Origin of the sequence: Nocardiopsis sp. CC223A, from assembly GCF_030766825.1 — a bacterium.
GTDB lineage: Bacteria > Actinomycetota > Actinomycetes > Streptosporangiales > Streptosporangiaceae > Nocardiopsis.
The window spans coordinates 1-22,149 of sequence record NZ_JASFDV010000060.1; the positions used below are offsets into that span (position 1 = coordinate 1).

The following is a 22,149-nucleotide window of genomic DNA, read 5'->3' on the forward strand; positions in this document are numbered from 1 at the left end:
GCGGGAGCGGCCGGGGCCGCGGCCTCGTCCGCGACGCTGATCAGCGGGCTGCCCACCGCGAGCACCTCGCCCTCGGCGCCGTGCAGCCCGTGCACCACACCGCCGTAGGGGGTGGGCACCTCCACGATCGACTTCGCGGTCTCCACCTCGGCGATCGGCTGGTCGACGGCGACGGTGTCGCCCACCGCGACCAGCCACTTGACCACCTCGGCCTCGGTGAGGCCCTCACCCAGGTCGGGCAGTTCGAAGGTGCGGATCGTCACTGGTCGTCCTCCCACTGAAGGTCGTCCACCGCGTCGAGGACGCGGTCGACGCTCGGCAGCTGGTAACGCTCCAGCTTGGGCGGCGGATACGGGATGTCGAACCCGGTGACCCGGCGTACCGGGGCGGCCAGGGAATGGAAGCAGCGCTCGGTGACCCGGGCGACGACCTCCGAGGCGACACCGGCGAACCCGGTGGCCTCGGCGACCACGACGGCCCGGCCGGTGGAGCGCACCGCCGCGCACACGGTCTCGTCGTCGAAGGGGACGATCGAGCGCAGGTCCACCACCTGGAGGCTGCGGCCCTCCTGGGCGGCGGCCTCGGCGGCCTCCAGCGCGGTGGGCACCGAAGGACCGTAGGCGATGAGGGTGGCGTCGGTGCCGGGGCGGCACACCACGGCGGTGCCGATGCCCGGGCGCGAGGTGTCCCCCGGGTCGAACTCCTCCTTGGCCCAGTAGAGCTTCTTGGGCTCCATGAACACGACGGGGTCGTCGGAGGCGATGGCCTCGCGCAGCAGGTGGTAGGCGTCCGCGGGGGTGGCCGGGGTGACGACCTTCAGACCGGGGGTGTGGGCGTAGTACGCCTCGGAGGAGTCGCAGTGGTGCTCCACGCCGCCGATACCGCCCGCGTAGGGCACCCGGATGACGATGGGCAGGCGGACCCGGCCGCGGGTGCGGTTGCGCAGTTTGGCGATGTGGCTGACGATCTGCTCGAACGCCGGGTAGGCGAACGCGTCGAACTGCATCTCGATGACGGGCCGCATCCCGTTCATCGCCATGCCCACGGCCAGGCCGGCGATGCCGGACTCGGCGAGCGGGGTGTCGAAGCAGCGGTCCTCGCCGAACTCGGCGGTGAGGCCGTCGGTGATGCGGAAGACACCGCCGAGGGGTCCGACGTCCTCGCCGAAGACGTACACGGTCTCGTCCTCGGCCATGGCGTCGCGCAGCGCCCGGTTGAGCGCCTGGGCCATGCTGAGCTTGGTGGGGTCGGTCGCCATGGGTCAGTCGCTCTCTCTGCTCAGTTCGTCGGCCAGGGCGGCGGCCTGCTCCTTCAACTGCGGGGTCGGCTCGGCGTACACGTGAGCGAACAGTTCGGAGGGGTGGGGGTCGGTCTCGCGGGAGATGCCCTCGCGCATGGCGGCGGCTACGGCCTCGGCCCGCTCGGTGATCTCGTCCTGGCGCGCCCTGGTGAGCACACGCTTGCGCTTGAGCAGGGCCTCCATGCGCGTCAGCGGGTCGCGGGCGACCCACGGACCGACCTCGTCGCTGTCGCGGTAGCGGGTGTCGTCGTCGGCGTTGGTGTGCGCCTGCATGCGGTAGGTGTGCGCCTCGACCAGCTGCGGGCCCGAGCCGGAGCGGGCTGCCTCGACGGCGCCGCCCAGCACGGCCAGCACGGCGGCGGCGTCGTTGCCGTCGACGCGCTCTCCGTTGATCCCGTAGCCGATGCCCTTGTGGGCGAGGGAGGGCGCGGCGGTCTGCCGGGCGAGGGGGACGGAGATGGCGTACTCGTTGTTCTGGATGAAGAACACGACCGGGGCCTTGAGGACGGCGGCGAAGTTCAGTGCCTCGTGGAAGTCGCCTTCGCTGGTGGCCCCGTCGCCGCACAGGGCCATGACGACGGTGTCCTCACCGCGCAGGCGGGCGGCGTGGGCGACGCCGACGGCGTGCAGCAGCTGGGTGGCGAGCGGGGTGGCCTGCGGGGCGACCCTGTGCTCGTAGGGGTCGTACCCGGAGTGCCAGTCGCCCTTGAGGAGGGTGAGCACCTCGACGGGGTCGACGCCGCGGGTGACGACGGCGACGGTGTCCCGGTAGGTGGGGAAGAGCCAGTCGTTCTCGCCCAGCACGAGGGAGGCGCCGACCTGGCAGGCCTCCTGGCCGTGCGAGGAGGGGTAGACCGCCAGGCGGCCCTGGCGGACCAGGGCACCGGCCTGGTCGTTGACGCGGCGGCCGACCACCAGGGCGGTGTACGCGGCGAGGAGGCGCCCGTTGTCGGGGAGGGGGAGGGCCGGGTTCTCGACCGGCCTCCCCGACGCGTCGAGCAGCTGCACCGGCTGCTCGGAGGGGAGCAGGTCCCGGTCGTCGGCCATGCCTCTGCCTCCATGTGTCGAGAGTCGAGTGTGTCGAAGGTGACGTGTACAGACATATGGTGCGGTTTCTTGCCATCTGTTCGCCATAGGCAGGCATAAATCGAGAAAACGTCGCAGAAAGGACCAGCTCGCGTGACCGATCGTCCAGATATGTGACCCGGCACACGCCTTCGGGTGGACAGGTGGCCGCCACCCTCGGTCACCCCGGCGCGCCCGCCCCACCTGCCGGAACACCGTGCCCTCCGGGCCCCCGTCCGGGATGGGGTTCTAGCATGCGTGACAGGGTGTGACACGAGAGGAACGAGGTATCCGGTGAGCGACGACCGCGAGACACTCACGTACGAGCTGTTCGGCACCGCGATGCGGGAGCTGGCGCAGGAGATCGCCGACGACGGCTTCGAGCCCGACATCATCCTGTCGATCGCGCGCGGCGGCCTGTTCGTGGCGGGCGGCCTCGGCTACGCCCTCGGGGTCAAGAACCTCCACGTCATGAACGTGGAGTTCTACACGGGTGTGGGCACCACCCTGGAGATGCCGGTCATGCTGCCGCCCGTCCCCAACGTGGTGGACCTGAGCGACAAGAAGGTCCTGGTCGCCGACGACGTCGCCGACACGGGAAAGACCCTCAAACTCGTCCACGACTTCTGCTCCGAGCACGTCGCCGAGGTGCGCAGCGCGGTCATCTACCAGAAGTCCCATTCGCTGATCGACTGCGAGTACGTGTGGAAGCGCACCGACCGGTGGATCGACTTCCCGTGGTCGGTACTGCCCCCGGTCGTCACCCGTGAGGGTCAGGTCCTCGACTCCTAGGCACGGAGGCGGCGCACCGCCGACCGCCCGGCGAAGGTGCCGCGGCCCTCGCCCGGGGCGGCACGCGGCGGGTTCGCCATGGCCCCGTCGGAGGACGGGCGCCGGTACCCGCTCCGGTGACCGCCCCCGGCCGCAGCAGCGTCCCTCCGCCCCGCTGGCCGGCCGGGTCAGGGCGCGTCGACACGCAGCCGTTCGGCCAGCCACAGCGGGACGTTCACCGAGGAGCGGGGGAAGTACCGCAGGTCGAGGGCGTGATCGAAGGCGCGCGGCGGCAGGGAGAAGTCGGGTTCGCCGTCCCGGTCGTAGACGACCCGCCATCCGGAGGACGGTCCCACGGCGATGTCGACCGTGAACCAGGCGCCCCGGTCCTCGATGTAGGTGGCCGAGCGCAGCACCTCCAGTGCGGCGCGCAGGTCCCGTTCCACGGGCAGGTCGCGGTCGCCGTCGGGACGGACGGCGGTCAGGGTCCCGCCCGCGTAGCCTGCCAGGGCGCGGTAGGTGAGGCGCAGCCGGGACCATTCCAGCCCCTGGGCCAGGCAGCGCATCCGGTCGGCGATCTCGTCGATCAGGGCGACCCGGCGCGCCAGGGGGATCCGCAGCGGCGGAACGCTGGGGCGGTCGGGCGGACCCGGCCAGGGCGGGTCGTCGGCGACGCGCTCGGACAGCAGGTCGGCCCAGGAGGGGCGGTGGGAGGGGGTGCGGCGGGCCATCTCGGCGCGGATCTCGTCGACGTCGGCGGGCTCTCCGGTGGAGTGCGCGAAGCCCAGTTCGCGGATCTCCTCGTCCACCGGGCCGGGCATCCACTCCGGCCAGTGGTCGTAGGCGCGTTCCAGGACGGCGTCCTCCCGGGTGACGGTCAGCCGGGCGAAGAGCCACCGCCCGTCCGCGTCGCCCTCGTCCCGCCGCAGGCGCTCCAGGATCGTGTGCAGCCCGGGGCCGGTGGCGACGGGGACCAGGTCGTCGTGGACGAGGCCGTGCGGGTGGGGGGCGCGGTAGACGAGGACCCTGCGGTCGGCGTCGCCGAGCAGGTGGTCGCGGACCAGGGCCGCGGCCTGGGCCAGAGCCTCCTCGGCACGGCCGTTCGGGTCGGCGTCCGCGGCCAGGACGGTGACGCCGTCGCCGCGGCCGGGCAGTTCTCGGGCCGTGCGCATGGCGTCCCCGAGCAGCAGCATCAGGGAGTGCCCGCCGATGGCGGGGGGTGCGGCGGCGGGCCGGGATCCGCCCGGCTCCATCTCCTCGGGCCGCTGTTCGCCGGTGAGTCCGAGTTCGCGGGCCAGTGCGAGCCCGGCCGCCGGGTCGGCGTCGGCACGGGCGGCGTGGTCCAGGACCGCGGCGAGCGCGTCGGCGCCCAGGGTGCGTTCCCGGGCCCGGGCCGCCAGGTCGGCCACGGCCTTGCGGGCGGACACGGTGCCCGCGGGGTCGGTGGTGTCCAGGGCGGCGCGGACCACCCACTCGGTGAAGTCGTCCAGGTCGGCGCACCAGCCGACGGTGGCGGCCAGACCGTCGTCCGCCCAGTCGTCGGGGTAGGGGGCGCGCGCCCACTCCCCGTCCCACCAATAGACGAAGTCGGGGCGGGGCAGTTCGGCCAGCCGGTCCCAGGGCAGCGCCTCGGGTGCGCCCTGGAAGGGGTCGATGGGCCGGGTCCGGGCACGGGCGGCGGTGTTCTCGGGGTCCTCGCCGATGAGCAGGAACGTGCCGCCGGCCACCCGGGCCAGACAGAAGCGGGCCCCCAGGACCAGCTGGAAGTGGACGGCTCCGGGCCCGGGCACGCATTCGGCCAGCCCGAGTCCGGCGCAGACGGACGCGTAGGCCCCGACCCGGGCCCACAGGACCTCGGGATGGGGCAGGTCGGAGGGCAGTCCTGGCAGGTGGAACACCGTGGAGCCTTTCCTGGGGAACCGTCCCGCACATTGTTCCCCAACGGGTCCGGGGCGACCCCGTATTGCACCGCCGTGTCACGGCCGGTGTTTCACGTGAAACACCGTCCGTTCGGGTGGTATGCCCTGACGGGTGCCGGTTCCGGCTCAGTCCGCGAATGCCGGGCGGTCGATGAGGCGGCTCAGCTCCACCCGGGACCGGATGCCGAGCTTGGCGTAGATGTTGCGCAGGTGGTGGTCCACCGTCCGGGTGCTGAGGAACATGCGCGCCGCGACCTCCCGATTGGTGGCGCCGCCCGCCACGTGCCGGGCGATGCGCAGCTGCTGCGGGCTCAGGTCGGCCAGGCGCGCCTCCGCTCCGGTCACCGCCCCGCCCGCGGCGCGCAGCTCCGCGCGGGCCTGGCGGGCCCAGGGTTCGGCGCCCAGACGCTCGAAGGTCTCCAGGGCCTCGGACAGGTGCTCGCGGGCCGGTCCCGGGTGGCGTGAACGGCGCAGCCGCGTCCCCAGCAGCAGGCGGGTGCGGGCCTGCTCGAAATCGCAGTATCCGGAGGTGTGCAGTTCCAGCGCGCGCAGCAGGTGGCCGTTGGCCTCCTCGCCGTCGGCCAGCAGACCGCGGCAGCGCGCCACCAGCGCACGGGCGGTGTCGTTGCCGATGGCCTCCGCCCACGCGTGCAGGATGGCGACCCCCGCGTCGAACCGGATGTCGAGGCCGCCGCGCACCCCGGCCTCCACCAGGTGCGGGGTGAGCAGCAGGCGAACCGCCGTGTGGCTCTGCCCGGGGCCGGAGCGGGTGAGGGCGCGCAGCCGTACCGCCGCCTCGCGGGCCCGGCCCGCGCCCAGGTCGAGCAGGGCCAGCGCCCAGGACGCCAGCGCTGCGGGCAGCCCCAGGTCGTGGGCCTCGGCGGTGGCCAGGGCGGCTCCGGCCAGCTCCCGGCAGGTCGCCTCCTGACCGCGGATGGCGGCGACGAACGCCAGCGCGGCCCGGTGGTGTCCGGCGCAGTTCTCCTGGCCGGTGGCCAGGGCGGTGCGCAGGCCCTCCGCGGCGCTCTCCTCGGCCAGGGAGAGCCTCCCGAACCAGAGTTCGGCGTAGGTGAGGAACTCCAGGGCCTGGGGGACCAGGGCGGTGGCCCCGGTGCGGCGGGCGATGAGGACGGCCCGTCCGGCCAGGGCGCGGGTGCGGATGTGGTCACCGCACAGCAGTCCGGCGATGACGCCCAGGACGAGGGCGTCGGGTTCGCCGAGCCGGTCGGCGACGGCCTGGACCCGGCGCAGGGCACCGACGCCCTCGGTGTGACGGCCCTGGAACATGGCGGACTTGCCCGCCATGTAGTCGAGGAGGATCCGGTCGCGGGGCGCCGCGGACCCGCCGGCGAGGATGTGGGCGCGGGCGACGGTGGCGAAGTAGCGCTCGTGGTCCCCGGCCAGGCAGCAGGCCTCCCCGGCCTGGTGGAAGAGGTCGACCGCGCGGGAGGGGTCGTGCGCGGCCGCGTTCTCGGCGGCGGCGCGGAGGCGGTGGTAGGCGTCGATGGCCACGCCACTGCGCAGGTCCATCCGGGCGGTGAGCGGGTCGGCGGCGTCGCCCGCCCGCTGCGCGTGCCGCCGTGCCCGCCGCTGGTCCCCGGCCAGCCAGGCGTTCCGTGCGGCCGCCAGGAAGCGCTCTTCCCGTTCCCCGGCCGGGGTCAGTTCCGCGGCGCGTTCCCACAGCAGGGCAGCGGTGGCGTGGTCGGCGGTGGTGCGGGCGGTCGCGGCGAGTTCGGCGGCCAGTCCGGGGTCGGTGCCCGCGACGGCGGCGGCCCGGTGGCGGATGGCGGTGGCCGGGGTGTCGGCGTAGAGGTCGGCCAGGGCCCGGTGGGCGGCGTGGCGCTCGGCCAGCGGGGAGCGGTGGTAACAGGCGGTGCGGACCAGGGGGTGGGCGGGGACCGGACGCCCGGCCTCGTGGCGGACCAGGCCGACGGCCGCGGCGGGGTCGAGGTCCCCGGGGTCCAGACCGGCGCGTTCGGCCCGGTCGTGGTGGTCGGCGGCGTCGTCCAGCAGCATCAGCAGCAGCCGGTGCCGGGCGGTGGCGGGCAGGGTGCGCAGCAGTCGGGCACAGGTGTCGGTGATGTTCCCGTGCGAACGGGGCGGGTCGCCCGGGGGAGCGTCCCCGCGGGCCTGCGCGGGGGTGAGGGCGGCGGCCAGTTCCACCGCCGCTCCGGGGCTCCCGCCGGCGGCGGCGACCAGGTCGGCGCGGACCCCGGCGGCGAGCGGGTGCGGGGACCGCTCGTCGAGGAGGTCGGCCACCACCGGGTCGGGCAGCGGTGACAGCGGTAAGCGCTCCGGTCCGGTCAGGTCGCCCAGTGAGTGGGCGTCGGCGGTCAGCAGGGTGGCGACGCCCTCCACTGAGAACCGGCGGGCGGCGAACGCGATGGCCTGCCGGGAGGGCGCGTCCATGAGGTGGAGGTCGTCCACGCACACCAGCAGCGGGTGTTCGGCGGCGGCCTCGGTGAGCAGGGCCAGGGCGGCGGCCTCCAGCGGGAAGGGGCGGTCGGTCCGGCCCAGGGACAGCGCCTCCTCCAGGACTCCGCGCTGGGCGGCGGGCAGGCGCGGCAGGTAGCGGAGCACGGTGCGCAGGAGTTGGTGCAGACCCGCGTGGGCCAGGTCGCTCTCCTCGGGCACGGCGCGGGCGTACAGGACGGTGAGGTCGTCGGCCTCGGTGACGGCGCGGGCCAGCAGGGTGCTCTTGCCGCTGCCCGGGCCGCCGGTCAGCAGGAGTGCGTCGCTGCGCCCGGTGCGGGCGGCATGGAGGAGGCGGCGGGCGGCGGCGAGTTCGTGGTCGCGCCCGGCGGGGGTGGTGACGGTGGGGGGCACTCTGGTCACTCACCAAAAGTTACCGACGGGTTAAACAGAAGTAAAGGGACCGGCGATTCAGCCGATGCGCGCTCCGTGACCGGTGCCACACACTCACTCCAGATCCCCCCGCCGATCCGGAGGACCCCCCATGAAGCGCCTCCTGGCCGTCCTCAGCGCCCTGCTGCTGGCCGCCGTCCTCTCCTTCGCCCAGGCCGCGCCCGCCGCGGCCGCCCCGCAGACCCCCGTCGTCTTCGTCCACGGTTTCGCCGGCAAGGGCTGGCAGTGGACCACCATGCGCAACGACCTGGTCTCCTCCGGGTATCCGCAGGAGCTGCTGCACGTCTTCTCCTACGACTGGGCCCGCTCCAACAAGACCACCGCCGACCGGCTCTCCTCCTACGTGGACGGTGTCCTCGCCCAGCACGGCGCGGACAGGGTCCACCTGGTCACCCACTCCATGGGCGGCCTGTCCTCCCGCTGGTACATCAAGAACCTCGGCGGCGCCCAGAAGGTCGACCACTGGATCTCGATCGGCGGCCCCAACAACGGGACGAACGTCGCCGAGCTGTGCCCGTCGCTCCTGACCCCCTGCAAGGAGATGCGCCACGGCTCGGCGTTCCTCGACGAGCTGAACTCCGGGGACCCGACGCCCGGCCCGACGGTCTACACGACCTTCCGTTCGCCCTGCGACCTCATCATCTCCCCGACGTCGAGCACGTCCCTGCCCGGCGCGGACAACCACAGGACCGGCTGTCTGGAGCACATCTCGATGATGTGGAGTTCGGAGGTCATCGCGGGCGTGCGGGACACCATCACCTGACCACCTCCCCATCCCCCGCTCGGGCGGGTCGGCGCGCTCCCACGCCGACCCGCCCCTTCCCGTTCCGGGGTTTCAGGCGTGGGTGTCCTCGGGGATCTCCGGGGTGACCGAGTAGTCCCGGAACACCGCGCGGAACCCCTCCCGCTGCGGCGAGCAGCACATGACGCCGACCCGGCAGGTCCCTCCCAGGGGCAGGTGTGCCAGGCGCAGCAGCCGCCAGGCGCCCCAGCCGTCGAGGTACTGGACGTTGACGGTCTCGCCGGTGCGGATCGCCCGGACGGTCACCGGGTGGAAGGACCCGCCGGTCCGGGGCAGGGAGACCACCGACCAGTCGGAGTGCCCGCGGGTGACGACGGCGCTGACGTTGAGGCCGCCGTGGACGAACTCGGTGCCGGTCTTGATCCAGTTCTCCGCGTCGGCGCGGAGCATCAGACCGGCCTGGTCGTACTGCTCCAGGTAGTCGCCGTCGAACGTGACCTGGACGGTGAAGTCCCCGGTGACCCCGGCGGACAGGAAGTGGCCGTCGTCGTGCACGAACCCGTAGTGGGTGTGCCGCCAGAAGTCCTTGCGGTCCCCGGTGGTCACGGTGAGGACGTCGTCCTCGACCTGCCAGGACGGGGGCTCGTTCATCCAGGTCATGTCGGTGAACACGGTGGCGCCTTTCACTCGGGGGACGACCCGTCGACACGACCCTATGCGCCCGGGCGAGAGGGGGGGTACGGCGACAGGTCGCCGTACCCCCCGGGGGTCAGGCGGCCTCTTCGACCTTGTCGTCGTCGACGTGCAGGTCGACGCCCATCTTCTCCTTGACCAGCGAGACGCCCACGAAGGAGATCGCGGCGGCGACGATCATGTAGACGCCGATGCTCCAGGAGACACCGGTGTTCTCCAGCAGCATCTGGGCGATCATCGGGGCGAAGGCACCGCCCAGGATCGCACCCAGGGCGTAGCCGATGGAGACGCCGGAGTAGCGGATCTCGGCCGGGAACATCTCGGCGTACAGCGCGGACTGGGGTCCGTAGCTCAGGCCCAGGGTGAGGCAGAAGACGAAGACACCCGCGAAGTACATGAGGACGTTGCCGGTGTCGACCATGAACCACATCGGCACCGCCCAGACGGCGAGCAGGACGTAGCCGATCTGGAAGGTGCGCACCCGGCCCCACCGGTCGCTGACCCAGCCGCCGTACAAAGTGGAGACGAGCCAGCCGAAGGAGGCCAGGGTGGTGGCCAGCAGGACCGGACCGCGCTCCATGCCCAAAGCGGTGGAGGCGTAGGTGGCCAGGAAGGCGATGACCAGGTACCCGGCCGCGTTGTTGGCGAGGAAGATCAGCGCGGAGAGCACGACCTCGCGGGTGTTGTTGCGGAACAGGGTGCCCAGCGGGGCGGAGGACTCGGCGCGGCGCTTCTGCATCAGTTCGAAGACCGGGGACTCCTCCACGGACTTGCGGATGAGGTGGCCGATGATGATCAGCAGGAAGGACAGCAGGAACGGGATGCGCCAGCCCCAGGCGAGGAAGGCGTCCTGGCCGATGATCACGGTGATGAGCCAGACGACGAAGGTCGCCAGGATCATGCCGCAGGGCACGCCGATCTGCGGGTAGGCGCCGAAGAACCCGCGCTTGTTCACCGGCGCGTGCTCCACCGACATCAGGGCCGCGCCGCCCCACTCGCCGCCGGCCGAGAAGCCCTGGAGGATGCGCAGGGCGATGAGCAGGACCGGGGCGGCGATACCGATCTGGGCGTAGGTCGGCAGCAGGCCGATGAGGCAGGTGGCGATGCCCATCATGACCAGCGTCGCGACGAGGACCTTCTTACGGCCGATCTTGTCGCCCAGGTGGCCCGCCACGATGGCACCCAGGGGGCGGAAGAGGAAGGAGATGCCGATGGTCGCGAACGACAGGATCTGGGCGAGGCCGGGGTTGGACTGCGCCATCGGTTCGAGGAACAGGGGCGCCAGGACGAGGCCGGCGGCCTGGGCGTAGATGAAGAAGTCGTACCACTCGATGGTGGTGCCGACCATGGTCCCGGCGAGGACCTTGCGCCGTTCCCTGCCGTTCAGCGGGGCGGATGCCGAGGCCGTGGCGTCGGATGTTGCCATTGCTGCTCCGTAATGTCTGCCGACCGTGGGGGTCGGTCGCTGCCGGGGCCCGTGCCCGGCACCCGGGACAGGGGGCGCCGAATCGACGCAGGACGGTTGCATCGAGACATAGGTCACGAGCCCCAGGACACTATGCCATGTGACCTACGGCATTTTGAATATCGGAGCGAGGTTTTCGCTGATCAGAGCACATGAACTGACCGAACGGTCGGTGAGTGCGCGAACACCGTCAGGCCATCTCCGCAGGCCGTGGGCCCGCGCCGGCGCACCCCGGGGCAGGCATTGACAGGATGACGCGCGGCCGCAGGCACAGGCCGAGCACACGCGGGAGCGGGGACGGCACCACGGTGGTGGGCATCCACAACACCCACAACGAGAGCGGTGGGCCGTGCACCGACGACAACCCCTGTGAAGTGGACGGGGAGGGCGACGAGACCTCCCTGCCGGGGCGCGCGTACGGGCAGCGGGTCCACATGATCGGGGCCTGCCTGACGGCGGGGTCGGCGCTGGACCTGTCGCGTGCGGAGTGCACCCTGACCCCGGCGGCGTGACGGACCCCGGGTCGGCCCGTCCCCTTGTCGGCCTGTGTTCTCGTCGACACGGCGACAAGGGGACGGGCCGATTCGGCGATAGGGGAGACTGGAGCCGTGAGCACCGAGAACACCCGCCCCGGCCCGCCCGCACCGAGCGTCTCCGTCCTCGTGCTGACGCTGGCCCGCCGGGTGGAGAACGAACTCGGCGCCGCCCTGGCCCCGCTCGACCTCACCGTCGCCCGCCTGGGCCTGCTCGGCCACATCGCGGGGGTGCCGGGCATCTCCTTCAGCGACCTGGCCCGGATGTCGGGGATCACCGTGCAGAGCGCGCACACGGGGGTGAAGACCCTGGTCGCCGCGGGTCTGGTGCACGACCTCACCGCTCGGCCGGGTGCGGCGTCGAGCATCGAGGTCACCGCGAAGGGGCGCGAGCTGCTGGAGCGTGCGGGGCGGGAGATCGCGCGGGTGGACGAGGAGCTGTTCGGCCCGGAGGCGGACCCGCTCCAGCGGCAGGTGGGCACGGCGTTCCGCGAGGCGTTCGCCTCCCTCGCCTCCCCGCCGCGGGACTGACCCGGTCCGCAGGGCACCCCACCTTCAGCATGGCTGAAGCATGCCTTAAGCTTCAGACAATCTGAAGGTTCTGGCACCGAGGAGTCCGCCATGGAAGACCTGCTGCTCTCGATCCACGTCCTCGCGGGCATCGTGTTCGTCGGCGGCTCGGCCGTCGCCACCAGCCTGTTCCCCCGCTACGTCCCGGTCGCCGTCCCCGCCGGAGGGCCGACGGCCCAGGAGCGCAGCCGAAACACGGCCCTCGCCCTGCACCGCATCACCCGCGGCTACGCGCTCTTCGGCATCGTCGTGCCGGTGGTGGGCATCGCCCTGGCCCTGGTCCAGGGCCGGATGGCCGAACTCTGGGTCAACGTCGCGATGATCCTCACCGCCGCCGCGGGCGTGCTGCTCGCCTGGCAGATCCACCCCCGCCAGCGCGAAGCGCTGCGCGAGCCGAAAGAGAAGTCGGCACTGGGGCGGTTGTCCATGTGGAGCGGGATCTACAACCTGCTGTGGGCGGTGGTGGTCGTGCTCATGATCGTCCGCCCGGGCTCGGCCGCCTGACCAACACCGCCCCCGGGACCAGCGGGAACAAAGCCGTTGCCCGGCCGGAGGGTCGCTGTTAGCGTCGCAGGAATGATTCCCGTGACGGAGAACGAGATTCGCGGCTCGTTCATCAACTGCTCCAAGGGCGAGGCCAAGCGGCTGAACCTCCCGCGCGATCTGGACTCCCGGCGCTGGGAGGACCTGGACTTCCTGGGCTGGCGCGACCCGATGGCGCACGAGCGCGCGTACCTGGTCGTCGAGCGCGGCGACGGGCCGGTGGGCGTGGCGTTCCGGCTGACCGGTGCGGACAACGGGTCCCGGCGGGCCCTGTGCTCGGTGTGCGTGACCAGCCGCCAGGGGCCCGGCGTGGCACTCATGGTGGCGCCGCGCGTGGGCAAGGCGGGGCGCGAGGGGAACACGGTGGGTCTGCACATGTGCACGGACTTCGCGTGTTCTCTGTACGTGCGGGGGCTCAAGCAGCCGGAACCGGGCGGGCGCTTCGCGGAGACCCTGACGGTGGACGAGAAGATCAAGCGCCTGGAGGAGAACCTGCACGGGTTCCTGGACCGGCTGACCAAGTAGACGTGGCGATGAATGGGCGTGTCGACTTGCCGACACGCCCTTTTCCTATGGTTCCCGGCCACGTCCCCGGGAGTGGTGTGACTTTCGCGCTGGTGCGTCCTTGCAGGTCATCGCGATGGTCGGCCGAAGCCGGGCGGCCACCGCGTACCAGCGTCCCGCCGGCCGGGATGAAGAAGCCGCCGAAGGCGGCGGCGCACCGATCCGCCCGACACCGCTGACGCGCATCCGTGGGAACAGGGCCGGAAAAGTCACACCGCTCGGTGGGACACCATCTGATTCCCGCCGATGGCCTGCATCACCACCTGTCCGGCTTTCGGTCGCTTCGACCTGCACGAACACCAGCTCGTACCGAATATGTGGGGACGCCTGGGCCTGCTCGGAGTGGTGTGCCCGGTGACCGCCGACGGGAGAGCCGGGCACCGCCCCTGTCCGGGACCTGCGCTCGGGCGCGGTCCCGGGTCAGTGGCGGGCGTCGCGCCAGGGCTGGGGCAGGGCACCGCCGCGGGTGAGGTGGCGGTGCAGGGCCTCGAAGGCCCGGTCGGCGGCGCGGAGCAGCGCGGCGGTGTCGGCGTCGGGGTCGGCGGCCTCGCGCAGGAGTGAGGAGAGCAGGTCGAAGAGTTCGTCGGCCCGTTCCCGCTGGAGGCGGGTGGCGGGCCGACCGCACCGGGCGGGACGGGTGTCGGTGTGGGCGGGCATCGCGGTGTCCTTTCCGAGGTGTTCGGATGTGCGGGAGCGGCGGCGGGGCAGCGGGGGCGGTTGTGCCGGGCGGGGCCGCGGGACCTGTGGGGTGCGGGGCCGGGTGAGGCGGATGAACTCGGCCCAGGTGAGGGGAGCGTCGCCGGTCACAGCCGCCCCAGGAGTTCGCAGACCAACTGCCGGGCGAGCAGATCCTCGGCCCCCTGCCGGGCGACCGGGACGGTGACGTCGGGCCGACCGGGCACCGTCCGCCACCACTGCCGGTGCATCAGACGGACGGTGATCCGCCGCCCGGCGTGCTCCGCCCGCACCGAGCCGGGAAGGTCTCCGTCCGTTGCCGCCGCCCCCCGGCGGCGCAGCGCCGAACGCAACGCCGACACCGCCTCTTCGCCGTCATGCCACTGCGGAGTCGGGATCCGCCTTGCCACAGGTTCCATGGCACCAAGGTGGCCCCCACTGCCCCGATATCGCCAGCGAGTGAGATTTTCCAGAAAATCGCTGATGCCTCACGGAACCCGGAAGTAATCTGACGCACATGACGGAACCCCCTTTCCCTGAATCGTTCGCCCGGTTCCTGGAACTGCGCGGCCTCTCTCAGAAGCAGCTCGCTGTTCGCGTGGCCTCGTCGGTGGCTTCGGTTTCCCGTTGGAAAAACGGTCATTCTCTACCAAAATTGCCCATGGCGGAAACCCTTGACGCCACCTTGGACGCCAACGGGAAACTGTTGGCGTCGTGGCGCGTGGCCGCCAGCGGGGCAGCGGTTCCGGAATGGGCGAGGACGCTGTCGGGGATCGAGGAGGCCGCGCGCACCCTCCACATCGTGTCCCCCGTGCTCGTACCCGGATATCTCCAGTGCGCCTCGTACGCCGCCCAGGTCTTCCGGTCCGGGTGGCCGCTGGCCTCGGACGACGAGGTCGCAAGGCTCACCAGACTGCGGACGGAACGCCTGGGCAAACTGCCCCGGCTCCGGGTCACCGCGGTGTTCCCCGTGACCGCCCTGACCTGCTTCGACGACGAGGCGCGGAAGGAACAGGCGCAGCACCTGCTGGAACTGGTCGCCACCGGTCGGGTGTCGGTCCACCTGGTGCCGGCCGGGTCGATCCTGCTCGACCCGGCTTCAACGCTTCTCGCCTTCCGGTTGCACTCCGGGGAACTGGCTATCAGCAGCGATCACGCAGACGGTAACGTCATCCACGACGCCGCTTCGCACGAGCGGCTGCAAGCACATATCACGGGGGCGTTGGCGGTGGCCCTCCCCGCTCGGCACTCGCTCGCAGAACTGAAGGACCTCGCATGAACGACTGGCACAAGAGCAGCTACAGCTCTACGGGATCGAACTGCGTGGAGACTCGGGAGCACGCCTGTGGCGCGGATGTCCGCGACACCCAGAACCGGGACGCCGGGCACCTCAGCTTCACCTCCACCGAGTGGATCGCGGCCCTGACCGCCGCGAAATAGCCCCGGTTGCACCGAGGCCCCGGGCGATGCCCGGGGCCTTCGCCGTGCGCGGGTGTCGGGGCGTTCGCAGTCAACGGATTGCGGACGATCGCATCAAAACCAGCATATCGGACTTAAATCTCTTAACCCCAGAAATACCTTTTCCATTCACCACCGAAGGTCCTTGACCTGGGGGAACACGGGGTTGTGCATCTTCTTCGGCAATCCGTCCGAAAAATGTGCGCGCGGCCCTCGGATTGCCCTATCCTGGCCCCACAACCGAAAAACTCGTGACCCCGCGACGCTCTCTCAGCGCCCGGGGTCGTGGCCAGCAATTCACTTCCTCAAGACCAAGGATTGCCAGCGTGAGCCAGTTTACTGCCGCGCTCTTCCGGGCTGCCCTCGGGCTCCTGCGAGCGCTGTTCACCTCCCCCTGCGGCCGCCACCACCGGCGCCGCGCCAACCGGGTCCGCCGCTACGCCGCGAACCCCGCACCCGCCACCAGGCCCCTGCCGCCCGCCGCCCCGCGCCTGGCCGCACCCCGCGAAGTGTTCCCCGCCGACGACCTCCCCCTGGTCAGGCCCTACTACACCGCCCACGAACAGGCCCGCGCCCAGGCCGAGGCCACCGCACGCCTTCAGCAGTGGACCGCAGCCCGCATCCCCACGCCCCGCCTCGGGGACGGCGACCTGCTCGCCCCCACCCCGCCCCCGGTCACCTTCGACGACCTCGCCGACGCCGTGCGCCGCTGGCAGACCCAACAGGCGAACAGGCACACCGCGGGGGTGCGAGCATGACCCCCACCCGCCTGTGGACCCACCGCCTCTACCCCGGTGACCTCGCCCACCTCGCCCGGGTCCGCCGCGACCTGCGCACCGACCTGGCCGAATTCGACGACGACCTCGCCGACACCCTCATCCTCTGCGGCAGTGAGCTCTTCGCCAATTCCGTCAAGTACACCGCCTCCGGGCACACAGACGGCCGAGTGGTCCGGACCCTGTGGCTCATCGACGACAGGGCCGTGATCCTGGGGTTCACCGACGACGGGCTGTCCGGGAGCGTCCCCGCCATCCCCGAGGCGCGTACCTCCACCGAGTGGGAGACCGCCGAGGGGCAGCGCGGACTGCTCCTGGTCGAAGAGTTGTCCACAGCCTGGGGATACTCACCCGTGTGCCCCTTCGGTGACCTCGGCACCCACACCTGGGCCACCTTCACCCTCACGAGCTGAGGCGAGCGGCAGCCTCCCACCGGTGTCGGGTGTCCGGTTCGGTCGGCGCCGGGGCGGCTCGGGCACGCCGGGCGGGCGGGGCGGGCGGAACGCCCGCCCCGAATCCCTTCCTCAGAGGCTGCGCGCGGTGATGTCGCCCATGTCGGTGGTGGCGCGGATGTCGAGCACGGTGGTGCCGTCGTTCTTGAGGCCGTTGTCGATGCGGCCATGAGCGGTTCCGGCGTCCAGGGCGCAGGACACCCCGGCGGCCGCGGCCACCGAGATGTCGCCCATGCCGGTGCGGAGCACGACCGTGCCCGAGGCGGCCTCGGCGATGCTGATGTCGCCCCGGCCGGTCTCGATCTGGGCCGGACCGGTGAGGCGGCCGACCTCGATGTCGCCGTCGAGCGCGGCCAGGCGCAGGCTCGCGGCCTCGTCGACCTTGGTCCGGCGGTAGGCGCCCTCGAAGGAGACCTCGCCCAGGCGGCCGACGGCGCGCAGCTCGGCGCCGCCGGACCGGCCCTCCAGGCGGGAGCCGGAGGGCACCTGGACGGTGACCTCCAGGGCCCCGGTCGGGCCGAGGAGGCGGCTCCCGGTGTCCGCGGTGCGGATCCGCAGCACGCCGTCGCCGTAGGTGACGGAGGTCCGCTCGGCCGCCTTGACGTCGCGACCCCGGTCGGCCTTGGCGGGCCGGACCTCGACGGTGCTGTCGGCACGGTCGGCGGCGATGATCTGGACACGCCCGGCGGGGATGTCCAGGACGACGGAGACCGGGGTGGTGGTGCGGAACTGCTGCATGATGCTCTCTCCTTGCGACCTCAATGTTTCCAACAACGGAAACGCTACGTTGCATTTGCAAATCTGGCAACATTTTCGTTGCCAACACTTCGGATTTACGCAGGCAGGAGCCAAATATTCATTGCAATGAACTCTCAATTAACGCAACAACCACACCACTCCACGTTGCATTGATTGTCGCCGAACGCTACGCTGGCGCCACAGAGGAACAGACAGCGGGGGGACCACGGTGCCGGGAGGCAGGCTCACTCAGCAGGAACGCAGGCGGATCGCGCAGGGGCTGGCCGACGGCCTCGCCTACGCCGAGATCGCCCGCGACCTGGACCGTCCCACCTCGACGGTCACGCGCGAGGTGATGCGCAACGGCGGACCCACCGCCTATCACGCCGACCTGGCCCAGCGCGCCACCGAGCGCCGCGGACGCCGACGCAGGCAGCCGGAAACCGGAGGGCGCCCTCCCGGCCCGGACGGCCGCGACGATGCGGCACTGGCCGAGTACGAGGAGAAGTTCACGGCCATCTTCGTGCAGCAGGGCCTGCCCACAATGACGGCCCGGGTGCTGACCTGCCTCTTCACCGCCGAGGCCGGGAGCCTCACCGCGGCCGAGCTCGTCGAGCGCCTCCGGGTCAGCCCGGCGTCGGTCTCCAAGGCGGTCACGTTCCTGGAAAGCCAGGGCCTCCTCCGCCGGGAGCGCGACGAGGGCCGCCGCGACCGCTACTTCGTCGACGACGACGTGTGGTACCAGTCGGTGATCGCCAGCGCCCGGGGCACCGCCCAGCTCGCCGAGACCGCGCGGCAGGGAGTCGACCTCCTCGGACGCGGCACTGTGGCCGCCACCCGGCTGGAGAACATCGCCCGCTTCAGCGACTTCATCAGCGAGAGCATCTTCCGCGCCGCCGACCAGGTCCGCGACGTCCTCCACACGAAACCCCCGACGGAACCGGGCGGTCCGGCCCCGGCATCCCCGAACGATCCCGACCAGACATCCCCCGACGACCCCGACCCGGCATTCCCTGACGATCCGTCCCAGACCGGTCGGAACCGGGACTGAACGTCTCCGGAAGCCCCTGCCCGCGGCGGCGGAGTTGACCTTGTGGTTACTGGAGGGCGCACACTCGTCGCATGCTCACCATCAAGGACTTCAGCGAGATGTGCCGCCTCTCGCCGCAGACGCTCCGCTTCTACCACGCCGAAGGGCTGCTGGTCCCCGCCGAGGTGGACGAGCGGACCGGGTACCGCGGGTACGCCTTCGACCAGATCGAGACCGCGATGACGGTGATGGCCCTGCGCGGGACCGGGATGAGCGTCAAGCTCGTGCGGCGGGCCCTCGACGACCCCGCGGCCGCCGCCGACCTGCTCGGCGAGCACGTCGGGGAGCTGCACCTGAAGCGCGCGGCCGAGGACGACGCCATCGCCACCGCCCGCGAACTCCTGGCCGCGCGGCCCGAGGTGAAGCGGAGCACCGCCCCCGACCGGACCGTGGTGACCGCTGTCGTTCCCGACCCCGCGAACCCGCCCTCCGAGCCGGAGGACGACGTCTGGGGCCCGACCATGACCACCGTCGCCGACACCGTGCGCGAGCTGACCGTGCTGGCGGAAGCGCACGGAAGCCGGGTCACCGGACCGGCGTGGGCGTCCATGACCCGGGAGACCGCGGAACAGCGGCTCCGGTTCAACTCGGCCGAAGGCCCCGTGTGGCGGGTCGAGGTCCCCGTCGAGGTTCCCGTCGACGGCCCCGCCGCAACGCTCGCGGAACACGCCGAGATCCGGACCTTCGAGTCCCGCGAGGAACTGTCCGTGTTCCTCCCCGGCGCGCAGTCCATGGCCAAGTACGGCACCGCCCTGTCGATGCTGGCCTCGCACCGCGTCGAGGGCATGATGATCGACATGTCGGCCATCCGCCTGGTCCTCCACGGCGACGGCGTCGAGACCGCCGTCCGTCTGGGCCGCCTGACCGATTTCACGGAGGACGGGACCCCCGTCTAGGACGGCCGCTCCAGATCCCGCGCCCCTCCTCCCCTCCCCGGTCTCGCATACCGGCCCCGGCAGGTCGGGAACATCGGCGACCGGACCGCAGAAAACCGGGGAACTCCGCCCCTACCCGGGGTGAGAGCCGGTCCTTCCCCGGACGGAAGAGGGCCGCGGTGAGAAGGGCCATGGTGGGAGGTACCACGGTGGAGCGCCCCCCGGCCAAGGGACGTACAAGAAGGGGACCGCGCCCCACCGATCAGGCGTGCGGCCCGCCGCGTCCGCCCCCGCGCCGCGGCGAAGCCGCGGCCCGCGCCCCCGGTGCGGGCCGCGACACGGCCGAGCCCCGGCCGAGTTCCCGATCGCACCCCTGACCTCACCACCGATCGCGCCACCGACCGAGCCCCGACCGCACCCTACGGACATCGGGCCGTGCGGTCGCGCCGGAGTCCAGCACTCCTGCCGACCGGACCTGACAAGCCGACCGGACCGACCGGACCTGCCGAGCCGGTCACGCCTCGCGGCGGCTCATCCCGTACAGCGTCGCTGCGGCGACCGCGCCGTAGAGCAGGTGCCCCAGCAGGCTCATCATCGCCATCGTGTCCATCGGGAACAGCGGCATGCCGAGCATCGCCGGCATCAGGATCAGCCCGCCGAGCACCCACCAGGCGGCCCCGTAGACCAGGCCCGCCGCCAGCGTCATCCCGGCGTGGTCGGCGGTGGCCCCGGCCAGCAGCCCGAACCCCAGACCGATCACCGCGGAGATCGCCAGGTGGACGACCGCGCCGATCACGGCGTTCTCACTGCCGACGAGCATGGCGACCATCGGGAGCATCCCGGACGCGGCCATCAGGATGCCGAAGGCGACACCTCCGGCGAGCCCGGCGAGGACGCCACGCCAGGCGTGGGTGAACGCGTGCGAGCGCGCGTGGGCAAAAGTAGACATCGTGGACATGACGGGCACCTCCATGGTCGGCACCGACTCACCACATCTCCATCATGCGCCTCTTCCGTCGTCTGGGGAAGTCCCGGTATCAGGGCTTTGCGACCCCCGTCCGGTAGGCCCACACCACCGTCTGCAACCGGTCACGGGTGCCGATCTTGGCCATCGCCCGGGTCAGGTGCGACTTCACCGTGCTGGTCTCGATGAACAGCGCCTCCGCGATCTCCGCGTTCGACATCCCCTGCGCCAGCAGCCGCACGATGTCGGCCTCCCGACCGGTGAGCAGCCTCAGCGCGTCCGGGTCGGCGCCGCCCGGCGGTCTGCGGCGGGCGAACTCGGACATGACCCGGCGGGTCACCGACCGGTCCATCAGCCCCTGGCCACCGGCCAGCCGCCGGACCGCCTCCACGAGGTCGTCGGGATCGGTGTCCTTGAGGACGAACCCCGCGGCCCCCGCCTCCAGCGCCCCGAACACGTACTCGTCGAGGTCGAAGGTGGTGATCACGAGGATCTCCGGTGGCCGCTCCCCGGTCCGCCGGGCCGCCCGCTCCAGGATCTCCCGGGTCGCGGACAGTCCGTCGCCGCCCGGCATGCGCACGTCCATGCAGATCACGTCGGGTTCGAGCCGGGCCGCCAGCTCCACCGCCGTCGGCCCGTCCCCGGCCTCGCCGACGACCTCGACGCCGTCGGCCATGCCGAGGATCACCCGGAATCCGGCCCGGACGATGGCCTGGTCGTCCACCAGCAGAACCCTGATCACCGCTCGTCCCCGTTCACCGGCATCTCCCAGCGCACCCGCCATCCTCCGTCCTGCGTGGGCCCGACCTCCAGTGCCGCGCCCACCACCTGGGCGCGCTCGCGCATGCCCAGCACGCCCAGCCCCCGGTGCTCCCGCCCGGTCTCCCGGGAGCCGCCCGGGCCGTTCTCCACCTCCAGGGCGAACCGGTCCGGACCGTACCCCAGCCGCACCAGGACCCGCGCCCCGGCCGCGTGGTCGCGGGCGTTGGTCAGCGCCTCCTGCACCGCCCGGTAGGCGGTGACGTCGGCGATCGGCGCCAGTCCGTAGGGGTCGCCTTCGCGCACCACCTCGATCTCCGTGCCGAGTTCGCGTTCTGCGCCGACCAGCCGGTCCAGGGCGGACAGCCCCGGGACGGGCGCGCCCCGGTCGGCCCCGTCGCCCCGCCCGTCCTCCCCGGGGTCGCGCAGCGCGCCGACCACCGAGCGCAGGCTGGCCAGGGTCTCCTTGCCCTGGGACCGCACCCAGGCCATGGCCTCGCGGGCGGCGTCGTCGTCGCGGCCGACCAGCCGCTCGGCGGCCCCGGCCTGCACGACCATGCCGGACAGGTGGTGGGCGGCGATGTCGTGCAGTTCGCGGGCCATCCGGGTGCGCTCGGAGCGGATGGCCGACTCGGCCCGCTCCAACTGGGCGCGGATCTCCTCGTCGGCGCGGACCCGCAGCAGGTCGGTGTAGCGGCGCCGGGTGCCCACGTAGGCGCCGGCCAGGGCCGGGAGCACGAACGTCGGGATGACGGAGAACACCACCCCCAACCACGTCACGACCGGGTCGTCGGGAACCGGCGGCAGGTCCACCGACGGTGCCAGCGCACCCTGGACCAGGGCGCCGCCCAGACCGTACAGAGCGGAGGCCCCCGTCACCGCGGCGGTGAGCCGGAGCACGGGCAGCCGTGTCCCGCATGTGTACGCGGCGATGAACAGCGCGAACCCCTGGAGGCCGACCTCGGGCGGCAGTAGTGCCAGGACCAGCACCTGGCCCGCCGTCCCGCCGAGCAGACACCGGACCGGGTACCTGCGGCGCACGACCAGCAGCAGGGACTGCGCGGCGAAGGCGGCGGTGAGCGCGATCCCGGTGGCCGGAGGGAGCACGGCCCCCTCCAGGTACACCAGCAGGTCGAGCAGCGACCAGAGCAGGCCGACCGAGACCGCCGCCACGACCACCGCCAGGGCGGCGTCCCGGGAGACCTCCCCGCGCAGCCCCACCCGGTCCAGCAGTGCGTCGAACCGGTCGGCCGCCCCGGCCAGGGGTGAGACCGGCACCGGCCCCACCGCACGTGCGACGGGGTCGTGGTCGCGGTCTCCCATCGGCTGCCT

General features: G+C 72.1%; 25 protein-coding genes. 12 read left to right on the forward strand and 13 right to left on the reverse strand.

Annotated features, from left to right (window positions below):
* The 3 genes from QJS33_RS21525 to pdhA form a co-directional block, all read right to left on the reverse strand.
* A partial coding sequence (locus QJS33_RS21525; protein ID WP_306369846.1) for a biotin/lipoyl-containing protein occupies positions 1-263 on the reverse strand: 263 nt, incomplete at its 3' end.
* Positions 260-1,258 carry an alpha-ketoacid dehydrogenase subunit beta gene (locus tag QJS33_RS21530; RefSeq protein WP_306369847.1) on the reverse strand — a complete coding sequence of 333 codons (999 nt, stop codon included), beginning with the start codon at positions 1,256-1,258 and terminating at the stop codon, positions 260-262. The genes QJS33_RS21530 and QJS33_RS21525, both read right to left, overlap by 4 nt.
* Positions 1,259-1,261: 3 nt before the next feature.
* Positions 1,262-2,347: a pyruvate dehydrogenase (acetyl-transferring) E1 component subunit alpha gene (pdhA, locus tag QJS33_RS21535; RefSeq protein ID WP_306369848.1), complete on the reverse strand. Its 1,086-nt coding sequence runs from the start codon at positions 2,345-2,347 to the stop codon at positions 1,262-1,264.
* A gap of 312 nt (positions 2,348-2,659) precedes the next feature.
* On the opposite strand from pdhA, the gene QJS33_RS21540 reads away from it, so the two are divergent.
* Positions 2,660-3,157 carry a phosphoribosyltransferase gene (locus QJS33_RS21540; RefSeq protein WP_306369849.1) on the forward strand — a complete coding sequence of 166 codons (498 nt, stop codon included), beginning with the start codon at positions 2,660-2,662 and terminating at the stop codon, positions 3,155-3,157.
* Positions 3,158-3,324: 167 nt separating this feature from the next.
* Here the strand turns inward: QJS33_RS21540 and QJS33_RS21545 are convergent, their stop codons facing one another.
* Positions 3,325-5,034 carry a hypothetical protein gene (locus QJS33_RS21545; RefSeq protein ID WP_306369850.1) on the reverse strand — a complete coding sequence of 570 codons (1,710 nt, stop codon included), beginning with the start codon at positions 5,032-5,034 and terminating at the stop codon, positions 3,325-3,327.
* A 147-nt stretch (positions 5,035-5,181) separates the two neighbouring features.
* Positions 5,182-7,890 carry a LuxR family transcriptional regulator gene (locus QJS33_RS21550; RefSeq protein ID WP_306369851.1) on the reverse strand — a complete coding sequence of 903 codons (2,709 nt, stop codon included), beginning with the start codon at positions 7,888-7,890 and terminating at the stop codon, positions 5,182-5,184.
* Between the two features lie 121 nt (positions 7,891-8,011).
* On the opposite strand from QJS33_RS21550, the gene QJS33_RS21555 reads away from it, so the two are divergent.
* Positions 8,012-8,683: a triacylglycerol lipase gene (locus QJS33_RS21555; RefSeq protein WP_306369852.1), complete on the forward strand. Its 672-nt coding sequence runs from the start codon at positions 8,012-8,014 to the stop codon at positions 8,681-8,683.
* Positions 8,684-8,755: 72 nt separating this feature from the next.
* Here the strand turns inward: QJS33_RS21555 and QJS33_RS21560 are convergent, their stop codons facing one another.
* Both QJS33_RS21560 and QJS33_RS21565 read right to left on the reverse strand, forming a co-directional pair.
* Positions 8,756-9,334, reverse strand: coding sequence for a DUF1349 domain-containing protein (locus QJS33_RS21560; RefSeq protein ID WP_306369853.1), 579 nt, complete (start codon positions 9,332-9,334; stop codon positions 8,756-8,758).
* 97 nt (positions 9,335-9,431) lie between these two features.
* Positions 9,432-10,781, reverse strand: a complete 1,350-nt coding sequence (locus tag QJS33_RS21565; protein WP_306369854.1) for an MFS transporter — start codon at positions 10,779-10,781, stop codon at positions 9,432-9,434.
* 350 nt (positions 10,782-11,131) lie between these two features.
* Between QJS33_RS21565 and QJS33_RS21570 the strand changes: the two genes are divergently transcribed.
* The 4 genes from QJS33_RS21570 (at position 11,132) to QJS33_RS21585 (ending at position 12,991) form a co-directional block, all read left to right on the forward strand.
* Positions 11,132-11,332, forward strand: a complete 201-nt coding sequence (locus tag QJS33_RS21570; RefSeq protein ID WP_306369855.1) for a hypothetical protein — start codon at positions 11,132-11,134, stop codon at positions 11,330-11,332.
* Positions 11,333-11,428: 96 nt separating this feature from the next.
* Complete coding sequence (locus QJS33_RS21575) at positions 11,429-11,884, forward strand: MarR family winged helix-turn-helix transcriptional regulator (RefSeq protein ID WP_306369856.1); 456 nt, start codon at positions 11,429-11,431, stop codon at positions 11,882-11,884.
* Between the two features lie 90 nt (positions 11,885-11,974).
* Complete coding sequence (locus QJS33_RS21580; protein WP_306369857.1) at positions 11,975-12,427, forward strand: hypothetical protein; 453 nt, start codon at positions 11,975-11,977, stop codon at positions 12,425-12,427.
* A 72-nt stretch (positions 12,428-12,499) separates the two neighbouring features.
* Positions 12,500-12,991: an FBP domain-containing protein gene (locus tag QJS33_RS21585; protein WP_306369858.1), complete on the forward strand. Its 492-nt coding sequence runs from the start codon at positions 12,500-12,502 to the stop codon at positions 12,989-12,991.
* A 459-nt stretch (positions 12,992-13,450) separates the two neighbouring features.
* On the opposite strand, the gene QJS33_RS21590 is transcribed toward QJS33_RS21585, so the two are convergent.
* Positions 13,451-13,687 (reverse strand): hypothetical protein, encoded by a 237-nt coding sequence (locus QJS33_RS21590; RefSeq protein ID WP_306369859.1) that lies wholly within the window; start codon positions 13,685-13,687, stop codon positions 13,451-13,453.
* Between the two features lie 146 nt (positions 13,688-13,833).
* Positions 13,834-14,124, reverse strand: coding sequence for a hypothetical protein (locus QJS33_RS21595; protein ID WP_306369860.1), 291 nt, complete (start codon positions 14,122-14,124; stop codon positions 13,834-13,836).
* A gap of 98 nt (positions 14,125-14,222) precedes the next feature.
* Here QJS33_RS21595 and QJS33_RS21600 point away from each other — a divergent pair, with 98 nt between their 5' ends.
* The 4 genes from QJS33_RS21600 (at position 14,223) to QJS33_RS21615 (ending at position 16,352) form a co-directional block, all read left to right on the forward strand.
* A complete protein-coding gene (locus tag QJS33_RS21600) occupies positions 14,223-14,984 on the forward strand; it encodes a Scr1 family TA system antitoxin-like transcriptional regulator (protein WP_306369861.1) in 762 nt (253 codons plus the stop codon).
* A complete protein-coding gene (locus tag QJS33_RS21605; protein WP_306369862.1) occupies positions 14,981-15,145 on the forward strand; it encodes a DUF397 domain-containing protein in 165 nt (54 codons plus the stop codon). Before QJS33_RS21600 ends, QJS33_RS21605 begins: the two co-directional genes overlap by 4 nt.
* Before the next feature lie 344 nt (positions 15,146-15,489).
* Positions 15,490-15,921, forward strand: a complete 432-nt coding sequence (locus QJS33_RS21610) for a hypothetical protein (RefSeq protein WP_306369863.1) — start codon at positions 15,490-15,492, stop codon at positions 15,919-15,921.
* Positions 15,918-16,352, forward strand: coding sequence for an ATP-binding protein (locus tag QJS33_RS21615; RefSeq protein WP_306369864.1), 435 nt, complete (start codon positions 15,918-15,920; stop codon positions 16,350-16,352). Before QJS33_RS21610 ends, QJS33_RS21615 begins: the two co-directional genes overlap by 4 nt.
* 111 nt (positions 16,353-16,463) lie before the next feature.
* On the opposite strand, the gene QJS33_RS21620 is transcribed toward QJS33_RS21615, so the two are convergent.
* Positions 16,464-17,129 (reverse strand): DUF4097 family beta strand repeat-containing protein, encoded by a 666-nt coding sequence (locus QJS33_RS21620; protein WP_306369865.1) that lies wholly within the window; start codon positions 17,127-17,129, stop codon positions 16,464-16,466.
* Between the two features lie 229 nt (positions 17,130-17,358).
* Between QJS33_RS21620 and QJS33_RS21625 the strand changes: the two genes are divergently transcribed.
* Both QJS33_RS21625 and QJS33_RS21630 read left to right on the forward strand, forming a co-directional pair.
* Positions 17,359-18,180 carry a helix-turn-helix domain-containing protein gene (locus QJS33_RS21625; RefSeq protein WP_306369866.1) on the forward strand — a complete coding sequence of 274 codons (822 nt, stop codon included), beginning with the start codon at positions 17,359-17,361 and terminating at the stop codon, positions 18,178-18,180.
* A gap of 71 nt (positions 18,181-18,251) precedes the next feature.
* The gene (locus tag QJS33_RS21630) at positions 18,252-19,115 is read left to right on the forward strand and encodes a MerR family transcriptional regulator (RefSeq protein ID WP_306369867.1); all 864 of its coding nucleotides are present in this window, start codon (positions 18,252-18,254) and stop codon (positions 19,113-19,115) included.
* Between the two features lie 493 nt (positions 19,116-19,608).
* On the opposite strand, the gene QJS33_RS21635 is transcribed toward QJS33_RS21630, so the two are convergent.
* The 3 genes from QJS33_RS21635 to QJS33_RS21645 all read right to left on the reverse strand — a co-directional run bounded on the left by QJS33_RS21635 (position 19,609) and on the right by QJS33_RS21645 (position 22,140).
* Entirely contained in the window at positions 19,609-20,043 is a 435-nt protein-coding gene (locus QJS33_RS21635; protein WP_306369889.1) for a hypothetical protein, read from the reverse strand.
* A gap of 88 nt (positions 20,044-20,131) precedes the next feature.
* On the reverse strand, positions 20,132-20,800 hold the full coding sequence (locus QJS33_RS21640; protein ID WP_306369868.1) for a response regulator transcription factor: 669 nt from the start codon (positions 20,798-20,800) through the stop codon (positions 20,132-20,134).
* Entirely contained in the window at positions 20,797-22,140 is a 1,344-nt protein-coding gene (locus QJS33_RS21645; RefSeq protein WP_306369869.1) for a sensor histidine kinase, read from the reverse strand. The genes QJS33_RS21640 and QJS33_RS21645 overlap by 4 nt, the downstream gene beginning before the upstream one ends.
* Between the last annotated feature and the right edge of the window lie 9 nt (positions 22,141-22,149).